The sequence below is a fragment of the Oryzomonas japonica genome (assembly GCF_008802365.1).
GTDB lineage: Bacteria > Desulfobacterota > Desulfuromonadia > Geobacterales > Pseudopelobacteraceae > Oryzomonas > Oryzomonas japonica.
On record NZ_VZQZ01000002.1, the window covers coordinates 93555 to 114828 of the forward strand.

Here is a 21274-nt window from a genome sequence, read left to right on the forward strand (position 1 = left end):
TGCTCGGACCAATGACATCCTTCAGAATGTTCCGGATTTAGCCCCCCTTGATCAGCATCCGTAATGGGTGCCGACAACGTCGAAGTTGCTCCGCCGTATAGTCTCTGGAGAGCTCCAATGTCATGGCAATATTATTTTGTCTTCAAAATGTATTGATAAACACACATGCGAAGCAGGTTATTTGTCCACCCCATTACTTTTCCTGCAATAATATCGATGCGACCGATACCAAACGCAGGGTTCGTAGCCGCCCTGGCAACAAAGTGCTGAAAATCCTTACCCTGCCCGTTTCCAATGGCAACGCTCCAAGACCCACTGGAAACACGGAAAGACACAAGTTTTTCAGTCAGGTAGTACGCATTGCCTCGCAACAGAAGACGAAACCAGTAATCGAGATCAATTATATAGCCGATACTGGCATCAAATCCCCCTACCTCATTCGCCAGACTTTTTCGGAACAGCACACCTCCCGGTTCACCAATGATGTTGGCGCCACGGCGAAGGCAAGTCCGTATTGCAGATTGGCTACCGACTGTCCCGTCACGACGTTTGGGATAACCTCGTGACATGATGGTTCTGCCGTGAGAATCAAAGATTGTCCTGGCACAGAACACAAGTGCAATGCGCTCGTCCGTATCAGCTTCAAGCACGGCAACTTGCCGGGCAAGGCAATGCGGGGCAAGAAGATCATCCTGCGGAAGCAGCTTTATGTATCGTCCGCGTGCTTCAGCAATGCAACGGTTCCAGTTGCCCTCGGGGCCAAGATTACGATCATTACGCAAAAATTTGATTCGTGGATCATTATAATTGCTTACGATTCTGTCAGTGCCATCTGTCGAACTGTCGTCAATGATAATAAGCTCGAAGTTATGGAAAGATTGTGCCAGAACCGATTCGATTGCAGCGCCAATAAATTCTGCTCCCTCATAGCTTGGAATGCAGACGGAAACAACGGGTTCTGTCAGCTGTTTGCTCATTGCAATTTATTCCTGCATTCTTGGAGTGCGGCCCCGTATTCTCCAGAAGTAATTTGCCAGGAGTTGCGCAGATGGGCTAATCTATTCCTGATTAGCCCATCTGCTCCCGCAATTTTTGGTCCACGCAAGACGACTAGCCAGGGATCATTCCATAAAATTACACCATAGACAGGGTCTTGCAATAAACAATCAACCGACGCCAGGTACTCAGCCGGATTCATTTGCAAGTGATGGGCAAGCGTGCCGATTCCTTGCCTGTTGTGGGGAATAATATTAAGCGTGGGACTGTCGAGCCTCAGCACGATGGCGTCTGCCTCGCCAACCTTGAACGGATAGCGAAATATCTGCTGGCGCTGAGAAAAATGTGCGCCAACATTCGCCTGTACGGACAGCGACGCACGATCTGCTACCAACGCACGCACCTGTTTCAAAGCCGGGTCCGGAACCTGAACCCATTGGACAGGCCGCCAGAAATTAATGGCCCCAGGGAGTGGCAATGGAGCAAGTTCATATCCAAGTACTGCGGTGGCCAGCAGTATCCAATTTGTAATGGGAACAGAGAATGATTTAGCAAATAGCGTAGCTATGCGCTTAGCGCCGTAAACCGCCGAAACGGTTAGTATTGGAACGAGCGTGACACTATGGTAGGAAGTGATTGCCCTTGGCATCGGATTCGCAGAGAGCGTATTCGCCAAGAAATCTGCAATCGCTGGCAGCAGCCAAAAGGGGGCAGCTAAAAACAGACCTAACAACGGCAGACTAAGGAAAACAATATACCTGATTGTCCCATGCACCGTAATCATCGTGTGAAGCATCCGGATTGGGTGAAATGCAATATTGCCAACAATCTCCGACAAGGACCCCCCAAGCCAGCCATAGCGGCTATCCTTCGCGCCAGGATCAACAATCATTGAATGAATGCCCGAGGGTGAAAGTGTCGGCATGATGAATCCCAGAACAAGTATGGTGTGCAGCAGGCCGATGCTCACAAGGAGGAAACTACCTTTCCAATCCCCCTGCCTAAACCACCATAGGGCACCAAAGCACGCTACCGTAATACCAAATTGCTCTTGGAGCAGCAATAGCCAGAAACAGCAAAACATAAGCAGCCGAAAATTTTTCTTCTCAACAGCCAATAATGCCGTCGCGATAAAGGGCACGGCAATCGTTACCGGGTGGAAGTCCCACGCCGCAGCACCCAGCAGAAAAGGATTGAATAGATAGATCAATGCCCAGAGTAGTCCAGTGCGCTCGGACCCATGTACTCTGCTCGCAAGAAGAAAAATCGGTAAAGCCGCAACCGATAATGCAAAGGCTTGAGCGACGATGAACCATTCAGCTACGGGCCAAATTGAGTAGAGCGGAACAAACAGCAAAAGGAATGGATTGAAGTGGCAGCTCAACCAGTTTATCGGCTGTCCAAAGACATTGTTTGTGTCGAGAAACCATTGGCCGTGGAGCGTTCCCCAGACTGCTTGATCAAAGAAACCCAGGTCATTCAGGGAGGTCATATACCCCCAATGTCGAAAAAGTCCGATGGTGAGCAATAAAGCAAAGTGTGCGCAAACAACTATAAACAATACTCGGCGCGCTTGGTTGATCCCAAATGTGCCATTTGCACTCGATGCTTTTGATGCGGTCAACTTGTACCTCACTTATTTCCCTTTAATGTTTTGAGGAGTCAAATATACAATTCCCCATGGTTTTTCCATACCATCCCGGTTTCAAAATTGATAAATTAATCTATGTAGCAACACAAAATTTAATCTGAGTATTCCTTCCAGACCAGACCGGATGCCGACTCGAATTTCGTTATACTGTCGGTATCCTCTATGCTGCCGGTAAATGCTGCATCGTCATCCCAGAGTATCCCTTCCGGCATGAGTATTCTGGCCACAACCTCCTTTCCGCCAACGGCACGCGGACGCACGGTCTTTTTAACCCGCTTTGCCGTTGCTTCATAGAGAATCAGTGAAAAGGAATTGTCGCAATTGCTGCAATGTTCCTGTGAAAACGTATAGACCCCTTCTTTGGTCTTCTCGATTACAGCCTCCCGAATGTCCGCGCTGGCTGTCACTATGACCGGAAAGACCGGTATCCCCTTACGGGACTCGGTACGTGTGAAGGGCCTGTCCCGCCTCGATTTCTCGAATTTTTTGAAGGTGACCGTCAAAGGGGGATATTTTTTGCCGGAGATGACCAGCTTAAGGTCGCCCGTAACAATCGGGACAGGAATGCCTTTTGCCTCGCGACTGGTCTGCATCTTGGCCAGTTGCCCCAACCAACTCTTCTCTGCCGCCAATCTGTTATTTTCCTGAAGTATCCGGTCCTTTTTCTGCTGTTCGATCTTGCGAAGCGCATCTTCGCGGCTTTTGCTGTCATGCACCGCCTGTTCGCGGGCAAGTTGTTCCTGACGGGCCTTCTCCCGGGCAAGCCGTTCGTTCTCTGCCCTGAGGAGTTCCGCCTCGCGTGTTTTTTGTTCCTGTTCTGCCGCCAGCCGAGTCCGCCGTTCCTGGGAGGCCCGCTTCTGCTCGGCAAGTTCACGTGCCTTGCGCTCCTGTTCTGCTTTGCGAAATGCTTCTTCACGGCTCGTGCGGTCGCGTTCCACTTGTTCACGGACTAGCTGTTGCTGGCGGGCCTTCTCCTGGGCAAACCGCTTCTGCTCGACGCGTTCACGGGCCTTGCGTTCCAGCTCTGCTGTGCGGAGTGTTTCTGCACGGCTCATGCGGTCGCGTTCTGCCTGCTCGCGGGCCAGCTGTTGCTGGCGTGCCTTCTCCTGGGCAAGCCGCTCCTGCTCCGCCGCCAGTCGGGTTCTCTGCTCCCAGGCAATTTTCTCCCGTTCCCGGCGTTCCTGCTCTTGGCGCTCTACTGCCAAGCGCACTGACTCTGCTTGCCGAACAGCTTCCGCCTCTGCCCTGCGCAACTCCTCTTCGTGCAGAACGGCAAGGCGGTCCTTTTCCCGCTCGGCGTCGGGGGATTCGCCGACAGCGGCCTTGACCGGTTCTTGCTTCGGAGGTGCTTGATCGGTGACCGGTGTTTTGCGTGGCGAAGCCTGGGGCGGTGTCGGGAGGGCTGCTGCCATGCTTGTTGCCGCAGGAAGCGGGCTTTTGGCGACGAGATGTCCGACAGAAGGTGGAATGACCATCTCGGGGGGGGCGCTATCGTCGGCGGACGGGGAGAGGACAGCATCATCTTCTGCCGTCGTTTGTTCCAGGGGTGAGGCTGCCTCTTCAGGGGTACTTGGTGCAGGTGCCATGGTATCGGTGCCAGCCGGTGGATTCGAGGCGCTCTGTTGCAATGGCCGTGAATCATCAGAGGGCACATCTCCGCCGCCAGGGAAGAAAAACGAGGAGAGCCGGAAAAAATCGACCTTTTCCGTGGTTGCAACTACCGGCAGTTGCATTACCGGCGCGATCATGGCAGCAAACATCAGGCTGTGCATGAACAAGGAACCGAGAGCAGACCAGAACAGGAGCCTGCCGCATGCCTTTCTGCGCGCGAGTATTAAAGCTCTATTTTCGTATGGAGCGTGCAAAGACCACCCTCCAGCACACATCGGGATGACAGCGAGAACGACAATGACGCAACGTAGCCGCCAAGCCTATTGAGCCTGGCCAGCCCAATCCCCAGGTTCGAGTACGAAACGTTTTGAACTCAATAAGTGGGCAAGTCCATCCACTTCAAGTCTACAACAAAGCATTCACTCTTGGAGAACCCCCACCAGGGAAAATCACTTTTTCACGTCATCGATCACCGCAAGCTGCACGTGGGGGTACTTTTCAATCAGGTACTGATATTCCGGGCTGTTTCTTACAAAGATGCTGGCGACCTTGTCGGAATAAATCAGCTTCCACCCGGGCATTGCCTGGAGAAAGCGGGTGAGAACAGAGTTGGTATCGAAAAAGAACCACCCAATGGCATGTTTATTGAGGATGTCTTCCCAACCGGGCTGTAACGTCGTGACCTTGAAATATTCCTTCAAAATACCGGCGGAGTGGTACATGTCAAGCCGTCCGTCGATGAAAACCTTGTACCGATCGGCAAGCATATAGATCGTCACATCGCCGAACTCATCATTGTTGAAGACGTTGCCGGTGACGTGCTCCCTCTTCAAAAACTCCAGGGCGGCAACCGGCTTGATCGCGGGGTCGAAACTGTAGGATATTTTGCCGGAAACGATAAAGAAAGTTACCACCAGCGTTACCAGAACCGGCCACAGCCCCCCCCGCGCCACCGCATCAACCGAGGCAACGGTAGCCTCACGCCTGCGGAGAAAACGGGTAATGCGGGGGAAATAGCTCTCCATATCATCAGTATCGAGGTGGCGGGTAATGATTGGCAGAAAAACCATCGCAAAAATCGGGGTATATCGTACGGAATAAAGGGCCATATTCAGAAAAAACAAGATCAGAATCAGGTGTACCGGCGGCATTCGACGCCGGCTGGCAACAAGAGCGGCCACCATGATAAAGAGGAGGTATTTGAGCATCTGCGGTTCGTGAAAATTTGGCGACAGAAACTCCTGGACACCGTCCATGAGCGTCTTGTCCATGGCCAATTGGAAGGGGAACAGGAAAATTTTGTAACCAAGGGGGTTGAGAAGTGCCGCGATGAGCGACCAGCCCAGAATCTTCAATAATATGACGACCCGTTGCCTGGCCATGGCATCCCATTCCGAATGATCGATAAAATAGAGGGACAGGTTCCCGGCAAGATAGAGACAAATCAAAAAAATGCCGACAATATACCCGCCATGCAGATTGACCCAGAGGACCATACTCGCGGGGAGCAGCCATGCCCGTATCTCCTCTCCATCCTGCAGCTTCTCCAGAGCGATATACCAGGAGATCATGAACAGCAGAGAAAAAATATGCGGCCGGGCGAGCCAGTGCACCTTGGCAGCGGTAATGAACAGGAGAAGGACGGCTGACGAGAGGAGTATGCCCGCACCGCGGTCGCGGAGCATCCGGAAAAAAAACAGGTTGGTGACGGCAATCACCAGTGAGAAGAGAAGCACGACCCCGGGCAACCCCGCCACGTGATGGCAGAGGGCCATAATGATCTCGGCAAGCCATTCGTGGGCGGTCCACGGGAGTTGCGGCCGAATATACGAGAACGGGTCGAAGTGCAGAATGGTGCCGCTCTTCAACATCAGTTCGCCTGCCCTGACATGGTAGCCGGTATCCCCGTCACCGAGCATCCGCATGCCGGCAAAGACGGCGGTGTACAGCAGTACGGCGCCAAACAGGACATCGGATATGCGGGGGATCAGGTAATGGCGCAGCTTGAGGACAGATTTCATCGTCATGGCGCGCTACTTCCAGAGGTAATGGGGAATTTCGGATACAGGCGAATTACAAGTAGAATGACACTTGGAGTATCATAACTTTTCGGAAACAGAATTGAGCGGATTAAATTTATATTCATTGAAACTCTTTTTACCCAAAAATGAACTGACTTAATTTCCGCGCCTCTGCAAACAGGGCATCACAGGATTTCAATCGTCTCACCGATGGCAAGGCCGATGCCGGCCAGCGTACCGGCCGGCAGTTCGATGACCGATGCCGCACGGCGATAGATCGGGGAGATCCGGTTTGGCAACAGCGAGGGGATCAGGGCAACCACCCGGTTGGCCCCATCCAGGAAAACGGCATCAATTGCGAACCTCATGCCGATGGTGTGGATGCCTCTGCACGGTTTTATCCAGAGCGCCTCCCCGAAATCGAGCGATTTTCTCCCCAAGAGCCCTTTCATCCGCGCAAAAAGCGAATGGGCCACATGAACGGTTTCGGCCAGTTCCCGTGCCGGCCCTGCGATGATCGCACGCATCTAACGCCAGAAGGTTTCGGGGAGAAACATGCGGAGGCCAAAAGTCCCCTGGACCCAGTACGGATCGTATTCACCCACCTTGGTCGATCCGCTCAAAATGTCGCCGGAAATCGTCCGCACCGCGCGGGCCTCGACGGTCAGGGCGATCCCTTTGGTCAGAAACCAGTCAACCCCGGCACTGACGTGCCCCCCGTAGGTCCAATCCAGATCATAATCGTTGCCGCTCACATGCTTCAGGCTCCCCTTGATGAAATCAGCACCGGCGCTGATGTAGGGTACCACCTTGCCATTGGGGATGAACCGGCATTGAAGACCAAGGCCGATGTCGGTGAGCGTCGCTTCATACGCCTTGATCCCACCATTTTTCACATCAAGTTTGGGCAAATGGGTGACATCCAGCTCGGCCGCCACATAGTCGCCGAAACCGTAGAGAAGCCCGCCACCACCGGCAAACCCGGTCTTTGTCTCGGATGTGCCGTTGATGAAATCGTCCTTTATAGGGGTGGCGAATCCGACCTTGCCGGTAAATCCCAGCCGGTTGGCGATGGTGTCAGCCATGGCAATTGAAACGGTGAGAGTAAAGAATATTACAAGTGCCGAGATGAGCGCCTTATGCATGATTTCCCTCCGAGAACATGTCATGTTTATTGCCGGGTTATTGTCGACGAAGCCGATAATCCTGAGCTGTCTGTCACTGAAACCGTCACCGTATTGGACCAAGAATCTGCGTCGACGAGCGTTGCCGTTAGGGTTGTTGCGTCGGTACGGGTTGCCGTAACAAGTCCGGTGTTGCTGGAACTCACAGTATATGGTGCGACCCCTCCTGATATGGCGAAGGTTAGCATTGCATTCACGCCATCGCTGGCGGCAAAGTGTTGGCTTGAGGGGGTCAGCGTCAGGGCGTTAGCTGTAGAATCCAGATGGTAAAGTTGGCCCACATAAGCTGTCACCGGCACCGAGTCGTTTGTTACGGCCTTATATACAACCGTAACCGTAGTGAAAGCGTCAACTGGAGGAGAGACGATATCAACTACAACATTGAATATTCCCATACCGGCTGAGTCGGTTGTGATAGTCTGCTGATTAGTTTCCGGATTCGGTGCGGTGACCGTCCCACTAATTGTTGTCGGCACTAAAAAGCCAACTGTCACATCATTGGGGTTACGGGTCGTGATGCTGTAAACGTACATGGTAACCGGGGTCCCCACTCGTGGATTGCCTTTGGAATCAGTCAGCTTGAACGGAATCGGTTGGTAGACACCTATGATCGGTGTAACAGCGGGATTTACAGTTTTCGTAAATTCAGTAAGCATATTTGTTTGTGATCCGGGTTGTGAACTTGCCGTATCAGTAAACATAATGACACCTGCGGCGCTGGTCCCTGTGCCGCTTCCCGAACTCGACCCGGTAGAAAACTGATCGCTTGCCGAACTGTTCGTGCCGGCATTTGAACCGCCGCAACCCGCCAAAGCCAGTGAAGACATCAGCAGAATGCATGGGAGTAGCCGTATCAGGTATCTCATATGAAATCCCCTCCTGAGGTTCGAGTATAGATTCAAAAGAAATCGCTTTATGAACAGTGCAACGGACAACGGTCCGGAAAATTCCTCGACACCCCCTGGGCGGTTCGTCGGATACCGGTAGGGACGAACCGTCCAGGGTATGGAAACTATTTCTTGCCCATCTTTACGTACAGCAACGCCAGTTCCACAGCAATAACCAACAGTAGAATGCTATTGATATCCGGTTTCATGTGCATGCCCCCTTTCTGCGGATTATTTGAAAATCTGGCCGATCTTGATGATAGCCGGCCCCAACATCACAATAAGCAGTGCGGGGAAGATGAAAAAAACGAGCGGGAAGAGCATTTTGACGGCGGTTTTTGCCGCAGCCTCCTCCGCGATCTGACGCCGCCTGACCCGGAGTGAGTCGGAATGAATCCGCAACGCCTGGCTGAGACTAGTGCCGAATCGTTCCGTCTGGATCAACATGGTCACGAATGCCCTCAGATCATCCTCGTCCGTCCGTTCAGCCATGTCGCGCAGGGATTCCGGCCGGGACTTACCTGCCCTGGTTTCCATGGCGGATATATTCATTTCCTCGGCCAGCGGGTTTCCCTTGAACTGCGGGTTCTCGCAGGCGCGCAGCATTGCTGCGTCAATGCTCATACCCGCTTCGACACAGATGGTCAGGAGATCGAGGATATCCGGCAGCGTCTGAAAAATGAGCAGTTTGCGTATCCGAGCCCTTCTCTGCACATAGAAACTCGGCAGGAGAAAGCCGATTATGGCCAGGGCCACCGTGACCAGCAACATCTCCGGGTCGGCAACCTTGCCGGTCGGCGCCGTCACAAGTGTCATGAACAGGATAGGGAAAAGCAGGGTGAAGAGGACCTTGCAGCCAAAAAAGACAACCAGGCCCGATTTGCGATAACCTGCCGACACGAGCAACTTTTCGTATTTGGAACGATCCATCCCCTCTTGCGGGAGAACCGCCCCGAGGCGGGAAAGAAACCGACTCAAAGGCGTTGGTTTGGCAATGAGTGTGGGGGCTTCAAACGACAGGGGCGTGACGACCAGTTTCGAAAGCCGCTCCTTGACGATCATGCGCCGAGAAACGTACCAATACAGAACGGTAGCGGTAATGAGGGCTATGGAGACAAAAACTGATCCGACGATCAACTTTAACATGGCGCCATCCTAGACCTTGATCGAGATAATTTTTTTGATCCACAGAAACCCGGAAAGTTGGGCGCAGATGGCGCCGATCAACAACTGGCTCCCGAGTTTTTCTTTGAACAGCACATCTTCATAACCGGGCATCATGATATTGAACATGAAAAAGGTGGCGATGGGGAGAGCGGCCAGGATGTATCCCGACAGCCGGCCCTGGGCGGTGATGACCTGCACCTGCCGCTTGATCTTCAGGCGTTCCCGGATCGTCCCGGCCAGTTTGTCGAGGATTTCCGACAGATTCCCGCCGATATCGTTGTTGAGTTCAATGGAGGCCACAAAAAACCGTAAATCGATACTTTCCATGCGATCGGTCATACCGGCCAGGGAATCGGTAATCCTGAGGCCGAGTTTTTGCTGTTCATAGGCGGTTTTGAAGAGGTCGCGCAGCGGCTCATCCGACTCCTGGGCAACCAGTTCTATGGCACTGGTCAGGGAATGGCCGGCCCGCAGGGAACGGGAGATCATGCTCAGGGCATCGGGCAGCTGTTCGGTGAATTTGTCCTGCCGCCGCACTTTTTTGAAATAGAGGAACATGAACGGGACCACTGCGGCCGCGAGTGCCGCGCATACGGCAAAGATCAACCGGTGGGTAAATAGAAAGATTCCACAGAAAGAAACAGCCGGGAGAAGAATCACCAGCAGTATGAACATGGTCAGGTCGATGGCCACTCCGGCATGGTCCAGGAGCCGTCCGATGGCGCGACCGAAACGGAACATGGTCACCAAGCGCTCGAATTGGGGTGTTTCTTTAATAATTTCCGAGCGCAGGTCCTCCGACATGGCATCGTCTACGCCCGTTTTGGCCATCCTGCGGAGCCGCCGTTTCAAGACCGCTTTCGGGGATTCCTGCGAACGCAGGTAAGCGAGCACGAGCGCCGATACCAGCAGGAAAACCGCTACAAATGTGAAAAAAACGGCTAAGAACATAGATTCTCCGTCTTATTCGAATATTTCGTTCGGCAGGTTTATTCCCGAAAGCTTGAACCGCTGCATGAAGTGCGGTCGGATTCCCGTCGCTTTGAAGGTGCCGATAACCTTGCCGTCAGCATCGACACCCTGCTGGTCAAAGACAAAGATATCCTGCATGACGACCGTGTTCCCTTCCATACCCGTAATCTCGGCGATCTTGATGACCTTGCGCGACCCGTCCGGAAAACGCACCAACTGAATGAGGAGATTTATTGCCGACGATATTTGTTCGCGAATCGCCTTGTCGGGGAGATCCATCCCGGCCATCATGACCATGGTCCCTAACCGGGACAGGGCGTCCCGGGGCGAGTTGGCGTGAATGGTGGAGATGGAGCCGTCATGGCCGGTATTCATGGCCTGTAACATATCCAGAGCCTCGCTGCTGCGCACCTCGCCGAGAACGATCCGGTCCGGCCGCATACGCAGAGCGTTCCGTACCAGGTCGCGCTGCGTGACCTCACCTTTCCCCTCGATGTTGGGAGGGCGGGTTTCCAGCCTGACCACGTGATCCTGTTTCATCTGCAATTCCGCGGAATCCTCTATGGTGACGATCCGCTCGACTTCGGGAATGTATTCGGAAAGCACGTTCAACATCGTGGTCTTGCCGGTGCCGGTACCTCCAGAGATGAGGATGTTCAAACGTGTCTTGACGCAATTTTGCAGGATAACGGCCATCCGTTCATCGACCGTGCCAAGGGCCATGAGGTCGCTCATCTTCAAGGGATCGACCCCGAAGCGGCGGATGGAAAGAACCGGCCCGTCGATCGCCAGGGGGGGGATGATGGCGTTGACCCTGGAACCGTCGGAAAGGCGGGCATCCACATAGGGCGAAGATTCGTCGATGCGCCTGCCGACGCGAGAAACGATGCGCTCGATTATTTGCATCAAATGGTTGTTATCGCGAAAAATAATGTCTGTTTTCTGCAGCTTGCCCTTACGTTCGATGTACACATTGCTGCAGTTGTTGACCAGGATGTCGGAGATTGAGGGGTCGGAGAGCAGCGGCTCCAAGGGGCCGAGCCCGAATGTCTCGTGTTGAATATCGACGAGCAGTTTCTCTTTTTCCGTTTGATTGAGCGGCACCCCTTCATTGGCAATCAGGCCCTCGATGATCGAACCTATTTCCCGTGTCAGGTCGCCGCTTCCCAGGTAATCGAGTTTGCTGATGTCGATGCGCTCAATGAGGCGGTGGTGGATCCGCTGCTTCAATTCCTGGAAAAAGACCAAATTCTTTTCAACAGGAAGTTTCTGATTTTTGGGCCCGAAATGGTCGTTGAAAATCATGAACAGGTCTCCTGCGGCATCAGCTGTTCAGCTGGGTGATAAGTTTGGCAATAGCAGCAGTGATCGGCGAACGCGGGTAAAGATTCACAACCGGCACCCCTTTGTTGATCGAGTCGATGACCGCCCCATATTCGTTGGGAATGGTTGCGAACACCTTGGTTCCAAGAACGTTTTCAGCGTCGCCGATCTTGATGTCTGCCTTGGGCAGATAGCGGTTTACCACTATCTTTACCGCGCTCCGCGCGATGCCCTTGTTTTCCAGTGCTGCAAGATAGCGGCGGACGTTTTTGAGCGCCGGCAGGGTCAGGACCGTATTGAAGAGCAGGTGGTCGGAATCCCTGAACGTAATGAGATTCGCTCCGAAAAGCGGCCCTCCGGTATCGATGACCACGTAGGAAAAAGCGCTTTTGAGGAAGGTGAGCACCTGGGTGATCTGCTCGGCGGTGATACTCAAGGTTTCTTCCACTTCAAGCGGCTCACTCAGCAGATAGATTCCCGACGCATGGCGCGTCATGCTGGCACGGAGAAAGTCCGCGTCAAGGCGGTTCACGTTGTTGGTGACGCTGCTCAGGGTATACTTCGGGTCGATATCCAGAAAGGAGGCCACATCGCCGCAGAAGAGGTTGAAATCCACCAAAGCCACATTATCGTTGCTGGCGGCAAGAGTCGCGGCAAGGTTCACGGCAATGGTCGTCGTCCCCACCCCACCCACCGGGTTATATACCGATATGATCTTCCCCTGCCGCTGCGTAACCTGGCCGTTTGTCAATGGCGACAGGTTTTTCGCTACCTTCCGGAGCGCTTCGAACAGCTCTGTTTTCGCGACCGGCTTCAGGAAATATTCGGAAGCGCCAGACCGCATGAGCCTGAGTATCCAGTCCGGGTTTTTCTCGGTGGTGGCGACAAAGATGGCGGTGGCGGGAAAATGTGCCAAGATGTGCTGAACCTGTTCAACCCCCACCTCCAGTTGTGCAACCCCCAGAATGACAACCGACGGATTGTTCGTCTGGATCAACCGATACCCCTCACTGAAGTCCCCGGTCGCCCCCGTAAGTTTAACCTTGTCGCCATAGGGCAGGATCAGGCTTTCAATGGCTTCCCGCGTTTCACGGTCTGAATCAATAATGGCTATGGAGAGGTTTTGGGACATGAATGAGCTTTCCGTATTGAGTTTATATTTATTTTACTAGATTCACTTTGGTGCCATACAGCAAGCTGGCATCGGCACAGCCGACACACATGATCCGGTCATACACGATATTGCCGTCCCAGGCATGACTGCATTCACCAGATCCGTCCTTATAGCCGGTGTAGCCGGCAACACCATTGACGCAGATGGCCTGTATCCTGATCTTGGCATATCGGGTAACTATTTTTGGGTCAAAACCTCCTTGACTGCCGGGAGGACAACTCTCCGTAACCGGAACAATAACCCACCATTCGGTGACATTGCCTGACACTATCGTTTTGTTGGTGTTGTCGATATATGGGTCATACATGTTGGAAGCCATATCACGCATAACATTTGTGTCCTGCCCCATGGTGGTATAGATATCCTTGCCGCAGACATCTTGATTGGGCGCGCCGGTTCGTACCAGGTCAGAGAGCGCACTGGAAGAAGATGGATTGTCCAGAAGCGTTGTCCAGGCGAACTTGTCGGCAGAGTTCAAACCACTGGGATCGGGTGCCGGCTGCGAGATTACGGTCTGTTGACACGCAGTCGGCCAAGTTGATGCATCGTTTAAGTCGAAGGTTGAAGTGCTCGGATCATAGTTGCAAACTCCGCATGCCTGGGAGCAAAACGACGTGAAATTTCCGGCCCTGGCAGGGATGGTGGCAATCGCCTGGGAGGCAGCCTCCATGCTATGCAATTCCGGCCGGATTTTCGCAAGGAAGGTGTTGACCGGTCCGGCAGGCGAAAGGGCGGTGCGGCGGGTCCGTACCTGTATTGCATTGAAAATGTTGGTGCCAGCTGCCCCAGGGGTATAGGTGCGCGTCAGGCTGTCCCAATGGCCGACTGTAATGTCATTGCCGTTGCTCAAGGTGTTGGAGCCGTCAGAAGCAAGTTGAACACTCGCGTTGGCTGCATTGTTTTTCTGGGCAAACGTCTGCGCCTCTGTCCTGGAAAGAGCCTGGCTTGCATCGTGTGAGAGACCAACCTGTTTCATTTTTTGAGCTCCGGCGAGTGCCCCGGCATCGGCGGCATTCTGCAACTGCGCCTTGGTAAGGTACATATAGCCGAGGTCGATGGCCAAGCCGGCGATCAGGATTAAAACCACGAGAGCAACGGCAATGTAGACGACCGCAACCCCACGCTCGTTGTGCAATGGGCTAAATTGTCCTACTCTCCGAGCGGCATCCATTTGAGCTCCCTCTCTTGTTCAGGGGTCAGCTTCCGGTCCGTGGGGAGTTCCGGCCGTACTCCCGGAGCCAGGGGTTTGACGATCTTTGGCGTGATAAAGAACACCAGCTCTTTTTCCGTGGTGCTGTCCTGGGTGGAGCGGAAGAGCGCCCCCAGGATCGGGATATCACCCAAGAGCGGAATCTTGGACATGGTCTTGATCGCCTCTTCCTGAAGCAGACCGGCCAGGACCAGGCTCTCGCCGTCCTTCAACTCCACGCTCGTCTGCAAGGTTCTGGTATCAATGATGGGGTAGCCGTTCACCGCCAGGGTGCCGGAAAGGCTGCTCACCTCCGCCGGGTCCAGCTTTAGGCTTATCAGGCCGTTCTCCAGGACCTCCGGCTTGAACTTGAGCTTGACCCCCACATCCTGAAAGACGATGGTTGTGGTTGTGGTCCCCCCGGATGAGAGAAGGACGCTGTAGGGAATCTTGCTTCCCGCCAGGAAGTTACCCTCCTGCCCGCTCTTTACCAGCATGTTGGGCTCGGCCAGGATCTTGGCGTATCCCTTGGTCGCCAGTGCCTGCAACACCGCACCGACACCACCTGGGAAATAGGCGGCGCCGATCTGATAGGCGTCGAGAGGGTTAAAGCTTCCCAGGCCGGACGCGGTTCCAGAAATACCGCCGGAACTGGAAGAGGAGGATGACCCCGACGAGGCGCTGCCGGAGGGGGCGCCGATCAGATTGGAGAACCCCTCGCCTTTGCTCCCCTTGATCATGAAACTGACCCCCATATTTTTCAGAGCGGTTTTATCCATCTGGGCGACCTTCACCTGGAGCAACACCTGCTGGGGGTTGTCGATGACAATATGATTGAGCACCTTGGTGGCGAACGCCTTGGCGGTGTTTTCGGCCTTGAGGCGGGTCTGGTCGTTGGCCACGCTGCCGGTCAGAATAACGGTATCGTTGGCAAACTGGACATTGATCGCATCATTGGGCGCCATTTCCTTCAATTGGGCCTCAATGGCCGAACGGTCGCCCGTGACCTTCACGTCATAAAATGTGGCTACGGGCTTTTCATCCTTATCGTCCTTAGTCCAGATAATCATGCTGGTGTTGCCGATCATGATGCCGTCCAGTTTCAGATCATAGGGGGAGAGAACATCCAGGGTGACAAACTTGTTCGTGTTCGACGGCCCCGAATCCTGGGAACGGCGCCGTTCCAGGTCGATCTTGTCCGACTTGGCGACGATGTCGGCATCCTTTTCCTGGTCGGACTTCCTTGTGTTGGCCAGGGTGACCAGCACCATCTTTTTGTTCAATTTTAACAGAGTGCTTTTGAAAAGCCCCACCTCCAAGGGAATGCCGGCCATGGCTGGGGAAACCAGCGCCACTGCCAGAAGAAGGCTCAAAACGGGCAAGAAATATCTCTGTTTGCGGAGTTTGATCATTGAAGCACCTCGTCCAGGAGTTGTCCACCATGGCGGATTATTGCAGCAGGAATTCCTTGGTCGTACGAGCCCCCCCGTCGATCACCGTCACCTTGTGGCCCATGGGGGCGGCGGGCAGTGGGCGAATTGCGGCTCTGGCCCCTTCCGGCGCTGCGCGCCGCACCGGACGACGGACTTGGGCAAGCTTGGCCTGAGCAGGCTTTGCTTGGGCAACCGCAATCACGGGTCGTTCAACTCCACCGAGTACCGTGCTTATGGTCGCCCCACCCTTGACATCCACCTGAGCCGTATCGATGATGTTTCTCAGGAGTAGCTGGAGAGACCCCTTGCGGGAGGCGTGCACCAGCTTTTCCGAATCTTCCGGGGTAAGGTCCATGGTTACGGTGGGAACGAGAACCGGCTTGCCGTCTTTTTGGTCGGTGATCTGGCCGGTTGCCAGAACCGGTACATTCTGCAAAATAATCTTCGTAACCATCTCGTTGGAATTGTTGGGAATCTGGGTGGTCAGCACCACGTCGACCCGGTTATTAGGGGCAATGAAGCCCGCCACGCCAGCCACTTCGTTCACGCCGACCGTAACAGCTCGATGCCCCTGAGGAATGATGTACGTCATGACGCCGGTGGCCGCCGCACTCCCCTCCTTCGGCATCAGCTTCTGTTCGGTAATCGCATCGCCGGCACTCAGATTGCGAATCGCAACCCTGTTGACGAGAGACTTGGCGTCGGTAAAGCTCCCGGCCGGGACACTATCCTTTGGCCAACCTGCCGGTTTGAGATGGGTTTCGTTCAGTTTCGTGCCGATCGGTATATCACCTGCCGCGACCATGATGACAAAGCTGGAGGCCTGTTTGGTCTTCAGGCTCTCCTGCTTCAAATAGGAGTAAACGCCCCAGGAAGCTACCCCTGCAAACACCAGGGCAATGAGCGTTACCATGGTTACTGCCTGTGATCTGTTCATGGTTCCTCCGGGGAGTGCGGAAATTTATTGTTCATAACGCATCGTCGCCTGAGCCGAGATGGTCGTGTAGTTTTTAAAGGGAAAAGAGAAATGTGGGACGATGGTATTGAATTTCAATTTTGCCGTAACGGTAATGTCGGCACCGCTGCCACTGGAAGGCGGCGAAGCCGGGCTCGATTGGGCCAGGGTAATCACGGAAGTGTTTCCCCAACTCGCGGGGACGGCGCTGTACGTCCAGAAACGTATTGAGTTCTGATTCCAACTGGTGTTGACGGCAGCTTTTCGTGCAGCATGACGCACCGCATTGGTCAGGGTGTTCTTCATGTAGAAGGCCCTGCCGAATTCGATGACCCCGAGGATCAACAGCAACAGAATGGGGAGGATCAGAGCGAGTTCAACGAGGGCCTGTCCTTTTGAACCACGGATTCTATGCAGGCACGGGGGGAGACAGGTCATTGCAGCCCTCTTAGTAACAGGGATTTCAGGGAGGGGGGCATGCCCCCCTCCAAAGAAAAACTTACATGAATACAACCAATTCCCTGATTACGGTTTTGCCAGCGTGCTGGCGGCGTTGCTGTACGTATTGTTCACGGTGCCGCCCAGGTATTTCATGGCAACGATTGCCGCCAAGGCGATCAGAACAATTATCAGCGCGTATTCAACCAATGTTTGACCTTTTTCACTCTTGACGCGGCACAGCAGGTTGATAACAAACAATTTGATCGTGTCCATAGAAACTTCCCCCCTCTTTTTAGTGATGTTGCAGTCAAGACTCACAAATCTTTGCCGCTCATCGTAACGGTCCCAGTATAATTGAAAGTTGCCGGTCTCTTCGCGTGCAACGCTCTCTCCAAGAGCCATTCCGCTGAATACCTGGTGAGGTGGCGGTTTATCAGGGACTTGCCAGCGTGCTGGCGGCGTTGCTGTACGTATTGTTCACGGTGCCGCCCAGGTATTTCATGGCAACGATTGCCGCCAGGGCGATCAAGACAATGATCAGCGCATATTCAACCAACGTCTGGCCTTTTTCGCCCTTTGCCCGGGCCAACAGATTAAAGACGAGCAGTTTGATAGTATCCATAGCGACTCCCCTCTGTTTTGTTTACAAAGTAAGTTATAATTAGTTTCTATTTACCACCCTTTTAAGGTGTGTCAACCAGATTCAAATAATTTTATAAAAATATTGAAATGAAAATTTAATTACATATAATTGTATTTAATGAATTCAATTGTTTTTATCTGCAATATTAAAAATTATCTATTTTGCAAAACAAGTGCCACCTTATAACATACTAATTTTATTGAAACATAATTAAAGTACATTAAAAACAAATACGGTTTTGTAAACTTTACCGACAATAATGTCGGTATCGTATACATCATGAAACAACCTGTAAGAGACTGAGGGAGGATGGTAAAGCTGGGACGCGCGAGGGACATCGACGTAGCAACAAGAGGATTATGGCGATTGTAATGGGGGGTATTTAGTCAGTACTCAGGGAAAGGAGCACCGGTATGCCTGAACGGGATATGAAGCGCTGGATTGAATCTTTGGGGATTCCCGCCGCCGAGATGAAAAAGGCTCATGTACGCCAACTCCTGCATGGCGGCAAGCTGACCGAAAGCCTGCTGACGCTCGGCCTTATTTCCAGCAAGCAGTTGATCGAATTCGAGCTGCAGATTCCCAAGCCACCAACGACCATTGAGCGGACCGGCTTGCAGCTCACCTTTATTACCGATTTGGCAACGAAGCACATCCTGTTCATGGGAGAATTCGACCAGCAGGAGCTGGCGGAACGGATTTGCCTGCCGGTCAATCTTGTCGATAAGGTGATGGAACAACTGCGCCGGGCAAAGCTTGTGGAGGTTCTTGGCGCTGGTGGATACTCTTCGGGGACCTACAGATACCTGATTACCGATGCCGGGAAAAAACGTGCCCAGGAGTTGCTGGATATCTGCCGCTATGTCGGTCCGACACCCGTTTCCCTTGATGACTACGTCAGGATGGTGGATGGCCAGACCATCCGTCTGGTCGCGATAGATCAGCAGCAGATTAATGAGGCGTTTGCCCACCTGGTTGTCAGCCCGCAACTGCTTAAAACAATCGGGCCGGCAATCAGTTCCGGCAGGTCGATATTTCTCTATGGCCCATCAGGAAACGGCAAGACGGCCATTGCCGAAGCGATCGGCAGGGTCTTTCAGGACCCCATTTTTGTCCCGCACGCGCTCTATGTGGCCGGACAGATAATTACGGTCTACGATCCGGTCACCCACTTCCCGGTCAGCGACGAAGACCAGGAACCGCGTGCCGACCGGCGCTGGATACGGGTAAAACGCCCTGTCGTCATGGCTGGCGGTGAGTTGACGTTGAGTATGCTCGACCTCACCTTCAATCAGGTGACAAAGTATTATGAAGCGCCGCTACAGATGAAAGCCAATAACGGTATTTTCCTCATCGATGACTTCGGCAGGCAGCAGGTCGAGCCCAAAATCCTCCTCAACCGCTGGATAGTCCCGCTTGAAAGGCGAGTTGACTTCATGGGCCTGCACACAGGTATGAAATTCACTATTCCCTTCGATCTGCTGGTCCTATTCGCCACGAATATCGAGCCGGGCGAGTTAGTCGATGAGGCATTCTTGCGGCGCATACGTTACAAGGTCCGCATCGACCATCCTAGCATTGCGGAATATGAGGATATCTTCAAAAGGGTCTGTGAGGTCAACGGGGTTGAGTTCCAGCCGCCAGTCTTCAACTATCTGACCAATGAGTTGTACGGCAAATCGCCGAACCCGATGGCGGCCTGTCATCCGCGCGATATTATTGATCATCTCGTCGATCAGGCCCGATTCCACAAAACCAAGCCCGTATTGACAAAAGAGGCCATCGATCAGGCATGGAAAACCTATTTTGTATAACATCCATTATTAAGGAAAATTTTTACCATTTCCACCACTCGTTGCCAACGGGTGAAGCTTGGAAGGGCCCCTCGGTTTCCTGTAGAAGAGGACTTCAGGCCGCGCTGCGAATTTTTACGTTCCTGCCGCCGCTGCTCTTCATCCCCCATTTGACGACCGTGGCCCGCTCAATCCGGTCGAAGATCAGATTCTCGACCGCGATGCCGATCAGGATAACGGTTATCAAACCGGCAAAAACCGAGGGAATCTCCAACTGCTGTTTGTTCTCGTAGATAAACCAGCCGATGCCGCCGCTCCCGGAACTGACGCCGAAGACCAGTTCCGCCGCGATAAGCGTCCGCCAGGCAAAGGCCCAGCCGTTGCGCAGCCCGGTCAGAAGTGAGGGGAACGCCGCCGGTATCAGGATGACGGCGGCATAGCGGATGCCGCTGAGGCCGTAGTTGCGCCCCACCATGCGGATCGTCCCGTTGACCGCCGAGAATCCCCCGTGGGCGCTCAGCGCCACCGGCCAGAGAACCGCATGAATCAGAACAAAGATGATGCTCCCGTTGCCCAGGCCGAACCAGAGCAGGGCCAACGGCAGGAGTGCGATGGCGGGCAACGGGTTGAACATGGAGGTGCAGAGTTCCAGGAGATCGGAGCCGAGTCGCGTCATTGTGGCGGCCATGGCCAGAATCAGCGCCAGGAGCACCCCGATGCCGTATCCGGTCAAGAGGATTTTGAATGAGGTGACGATGCGGGCCGGCAGTCCGCCGCTTCTGACGGCATCGACCAGCGCCTGCAACGTGGCGCTGAAGGTCGGCACCATGAGCGGGTTCGCCAGCCGTGTCGCATACCATTCCCAGAGCGCGCAGAGCAGGATCAGAAGCCCCGCCCTCCGAACCCACCCTTTGTCCCACAACTGTGCCAGTATGCCGGGACCGGTGGAGGGACTCCCCTCGTGCATCACTGTTCCCCGCACGGTCATTCCTACCGCGGTACTATCTGTTTTCATGGTGCGCTCCTCGTGATGTGCTGCGGCAACCAGGGACATTAGATCACGTAATCAGGAGCGTCCCGAAACAAGACCTGCCTGATCCGCTCCGCAATTTCCGGGTGGGCCCCGGCGGCCGCCTGCAACTGCTCCGCCTCGATGATCTCCTCCACCCGCCCGGGGTGAGGGGACATCACCACGATCCTGCTGCCGAGCAGCAGCGCCTCTTCGATGGAGTGGGTCACGAACAACATGGTGAACTGGTATTCGCTCCAGAGCTCCAACAGCTCATCCTGCATCCGTCTGCGCGACAGGGCGTCCAGGGCGGCAAAGGGCTCGTCCATCAGGATGATCTCCGGCTTCATGGCCAGACAGCGGGCGATGGCCACCCGCTGTTTCATCCCCCCCGACAGGGTATGGGGGTAGGCATCGGCGAATTGCTCCAGATGGACCGTCCGGATCGCCTCCAGGGCGCGTTCATGCGCCTCCCCCTTGGGCAGGCTGCGGCTGGCGAGCAGCCCGAAGGCCACGTTCTCCCGCACCGTCTTCCAGGGAAGCAGTTGATCAAATTCCTGGAACACCATCACCCGGTCCGGTCCGGGACCCGCCACCTGCCTGCCGTTCAGGGTGATATTCCCCTCGCTGGGGGCAAGAAACCCGCCCACGGCCTTGAGAAGCGTCGATTTTCCGCACCCGGAGGGGCCCAGCAGCACGACCCGGTCGCCCCGGCTCACCTGGAATTCCACCTTGTCGGTGGCGGTGACGATGCCGTTCTGGTCGCGGTAGCGCAGCGTGACCCCCTTGACGGACAGCAAAGGCGTATCCGCAACGGCAGCCATG

The 21274-nt window shown here is 54.2% G+C and carries 20 protein-coding genes; 1 reads left to right on the forward strand and 19 read right to left on the reverse strand.

Annotated features, from left to right (window positions below):
• Positions 1-131 precede the first annotated feature (131 nt).
• From F6V25_RS03655 to F6V25_RS03735, 17 genes are all read right to left on the reverse strand, one after another.
• Positions 132-977, reverse strand: a complete 846-nt coding sequence (locus F6V25_RS03655) for a glycosyltransferase family 2 protein (RefSeq protein ID WP_151127286.1) — start codon at positions 975-977, stop codon at positions 132-134.
• A complete protein-coding gene (locus tag F6V25_RS03660; protein WP_151127287.1) occupies positions 974-2620 on the reverse strand; it encodes a DUF2079 domain-containing protein in 1647 nt (548 codons plus the stop codon). Before F6V25_RS03660 ends, F6V25_RS03655 begins: the two co-directional genes overlap by 4 nt.
• 119 nt (positions 2621-2739) lie before the next feature.
• Positions 2740-4419, reverse strand: a complete 1680-nt coding sequence (locus F6V25_RS03665) for a coiled-coil domain-containing protein (protein WP_151127288.1) — start codon at positions 4417-4419, stop codon at positions 2740-2742.
• Between the two features lie 288 nt (positions 4420-4707).
• Positions 4708-6285 carry a hypothetical protein gene (locus tag F6V25_RS03670; protein WP_151127289.1) on the reverse strand — a complete coding sequence of 526 codons (1578 nt, stop codon included), beginning with the start codon at positions 6283-6285 and terminating at the stop codon, positions 4708-4710.
• Positions 6286-6464: 179 nt separating this feature from the next.
• Positions 6465-6806, reverse strand: coding sequence for a DUF192 domain-containing protein (locus F6V25_RS03675; protein WP_151127290.1), 342 nt, complete (start codon positions 6804-6806; stop codon positions 6465-6467).
• Positions 6807-7424: an outer membrane beta-barrel protein gene (locus F6V25_RS03680; protein ID WP_191966064.1), complete on the reverse strand. Its 618-nt coding sequence runs from the start codon at positions 7422-7424 to the stop codon at positions 6807-6809.
• 26 nt (positions 7425-7450) lie between these two features.
• Entirely contained in the window at positions 7451-8329 is an 879-nt protein-coding gene (locus F6V25_RS03685) for a hypothetical protein (RefSeq protein ID WP_151127292.1), read from the reverse strand.
• A gap of 252 nt (positions 8330-8581) precedes the next feature.
• On the reverse strand, positions 8582-9496 hold the full coding sequence (locus tag F6V25_RS03690) for a type II secretion system F family protein (RefSeq protein ID WP_151127293.1): 915 nt from the start codon (positions 9494-9496) through the stop codon (positions 8582-8584).
• A 9-nt stretch (positions 9497-9505) separates the two neighbouring features.
• Positions 9506-10468 (reverse strand): type II secretion system F family protein, encoded by a 963-nt coding sequence (locus F6V25_RS03695; protein ID WP_151127294.1) that lies wholly within the window; start codon positions 10466-10468, stop codon positions 9506-9508.
• A 12-nt stretch (positions 10469-10480) separates the two neighbouring features.
• On the reverse strand, positions 10481-11794 hold the full coding sequence (locus F6V25_RS03700) for a TadA family conjugal transfer-associated ATPase (RefSeq protein WP_151127295.1): 1314 nt from the start codon (positions 11792-11794) through the stop codon (positions 10481-10483).
• 19 nt (positions 11795-11813) lie between these two features.
• Positions 11814-12944, reverse strand: coding sequence for a CpaE/TadZ family protein (locus F6V25_RS03705; RefSeq protein ID WP_151127296.1), 1131 nt, complete (start codon positions 12942-12944; stop codon positions 11814-11816).
• 28 nt (positions 12945-12972) lie between these two features.
• Positions 12973-14157 carry a pilus assembly protein TadG-related protein gene (locus tag F6V25_RS03710; RefSeq protein WP_151127297.1) on the reverse strand — a complete coding sequence of 395 codons (1185 nt, stop codon included), beginning with the start codon at positions 14155-14157 and terminating at the stop codon, positions 12973-12975.
• Entirely contained in the window at positions 14136-15557 is a 1422-nt protein-coding gene (locus tag F6V25_RS03715) for a type II and III secretion system protein family protein (protein WP_246166949.1), read from the reverse strand. The genes F6V25_RS03710 and F6V25_RS03715 overlap by 22 nt, the downstream gene beginning before the upstream one ends.
• A 67-nt stretch (positions 15558-15624) precedes the next feature.
• Positions 15625-16545, reverse strand: coding sequence for a Flp pilus assembly protein CpaB (gene cpaB / locus F6V25_RS03720; protein ID WP_151127299.1), 921 nt, complete (start codon positions 16543-16545; stop codon positions 15625-15627).
• Between the two features lie 24 nt (positions 16546-16569).
• Entirely contained in the window at positions 16570-17001 is a 432-nt protein-coding gene (locus F6V25_RS03725; protein WP_151127300.1) for a TadE family protein, read from the reverse strand.
• An 87-nt stretch (positions 17002-17088) separates the two neighbouring features.
• On the reverse strand, positions 17089-17277 hold the full coding sequence (locus F6V25_RS03730; protein ID WP_151127301.1) for a Flp family type IVb pilin: 189 nt from the start codon (positions 17275-17277) through the stop codon (positions 17089-17091).
• A 160-nt stretch (positions 17278-17437) separates the two neighbouring features.
• Positions 17438-17626, reverse strand: a complete 189-nt coding sequence (locus F6V25_RS03735; RefSeq protein ID WP_151127302.1) for a Flp family type IVb pilin — start codon at positions 17624-17626, stop codon at positions 17438-17440.
• A gap of 434 nt (positions 17627-18060) precedes the next feature.
• Between F6V25_RS03735 and F6V25_RS03740 the strand changes: the two genes are divergently transcribed.
• Positions 18061-19461, forward strand: coding sequence for an ATPase (locus F6V25_RS03740; protein WP_246166950.1), 1401 nt, complete (start codon positions 18061-18063; stop codon positions 19459-19461).
• A gap of 94 nt (positions 19462-19555) precedes the next feature.
• On the opposite strand, the gene F6V25_RS03745 is transcribed toward F6V25_RS03740, so the two are convergent.
• Together F6V25_RS03745 and F6V25_RS03750 are read right to left on the reverse strand one after the other, a co-directional pair.
• Positions 19556-20455 (reverse strand): ABC transporter permease, encoded by a 900-nt coding sequence (locus F6V25_RS03745; RefSeq protein WP_151127303.1) that lies wholly within the window; start codon positions 20453-20455, stop codon positions 19556-19558.
• A gap of 38 nt (positions 20456-20493) precedes the next feature.
• Entirely contained in the window at positions 20494-21273 is a 780-nt protein-coding gene (locus F6V25_RS03750; RefSeq protein WP_151127304.1) for an ABC transporter ATP-binding protein, read from the reverse strand.
• Position 21274: the final 1 nt, after the last annotated feature.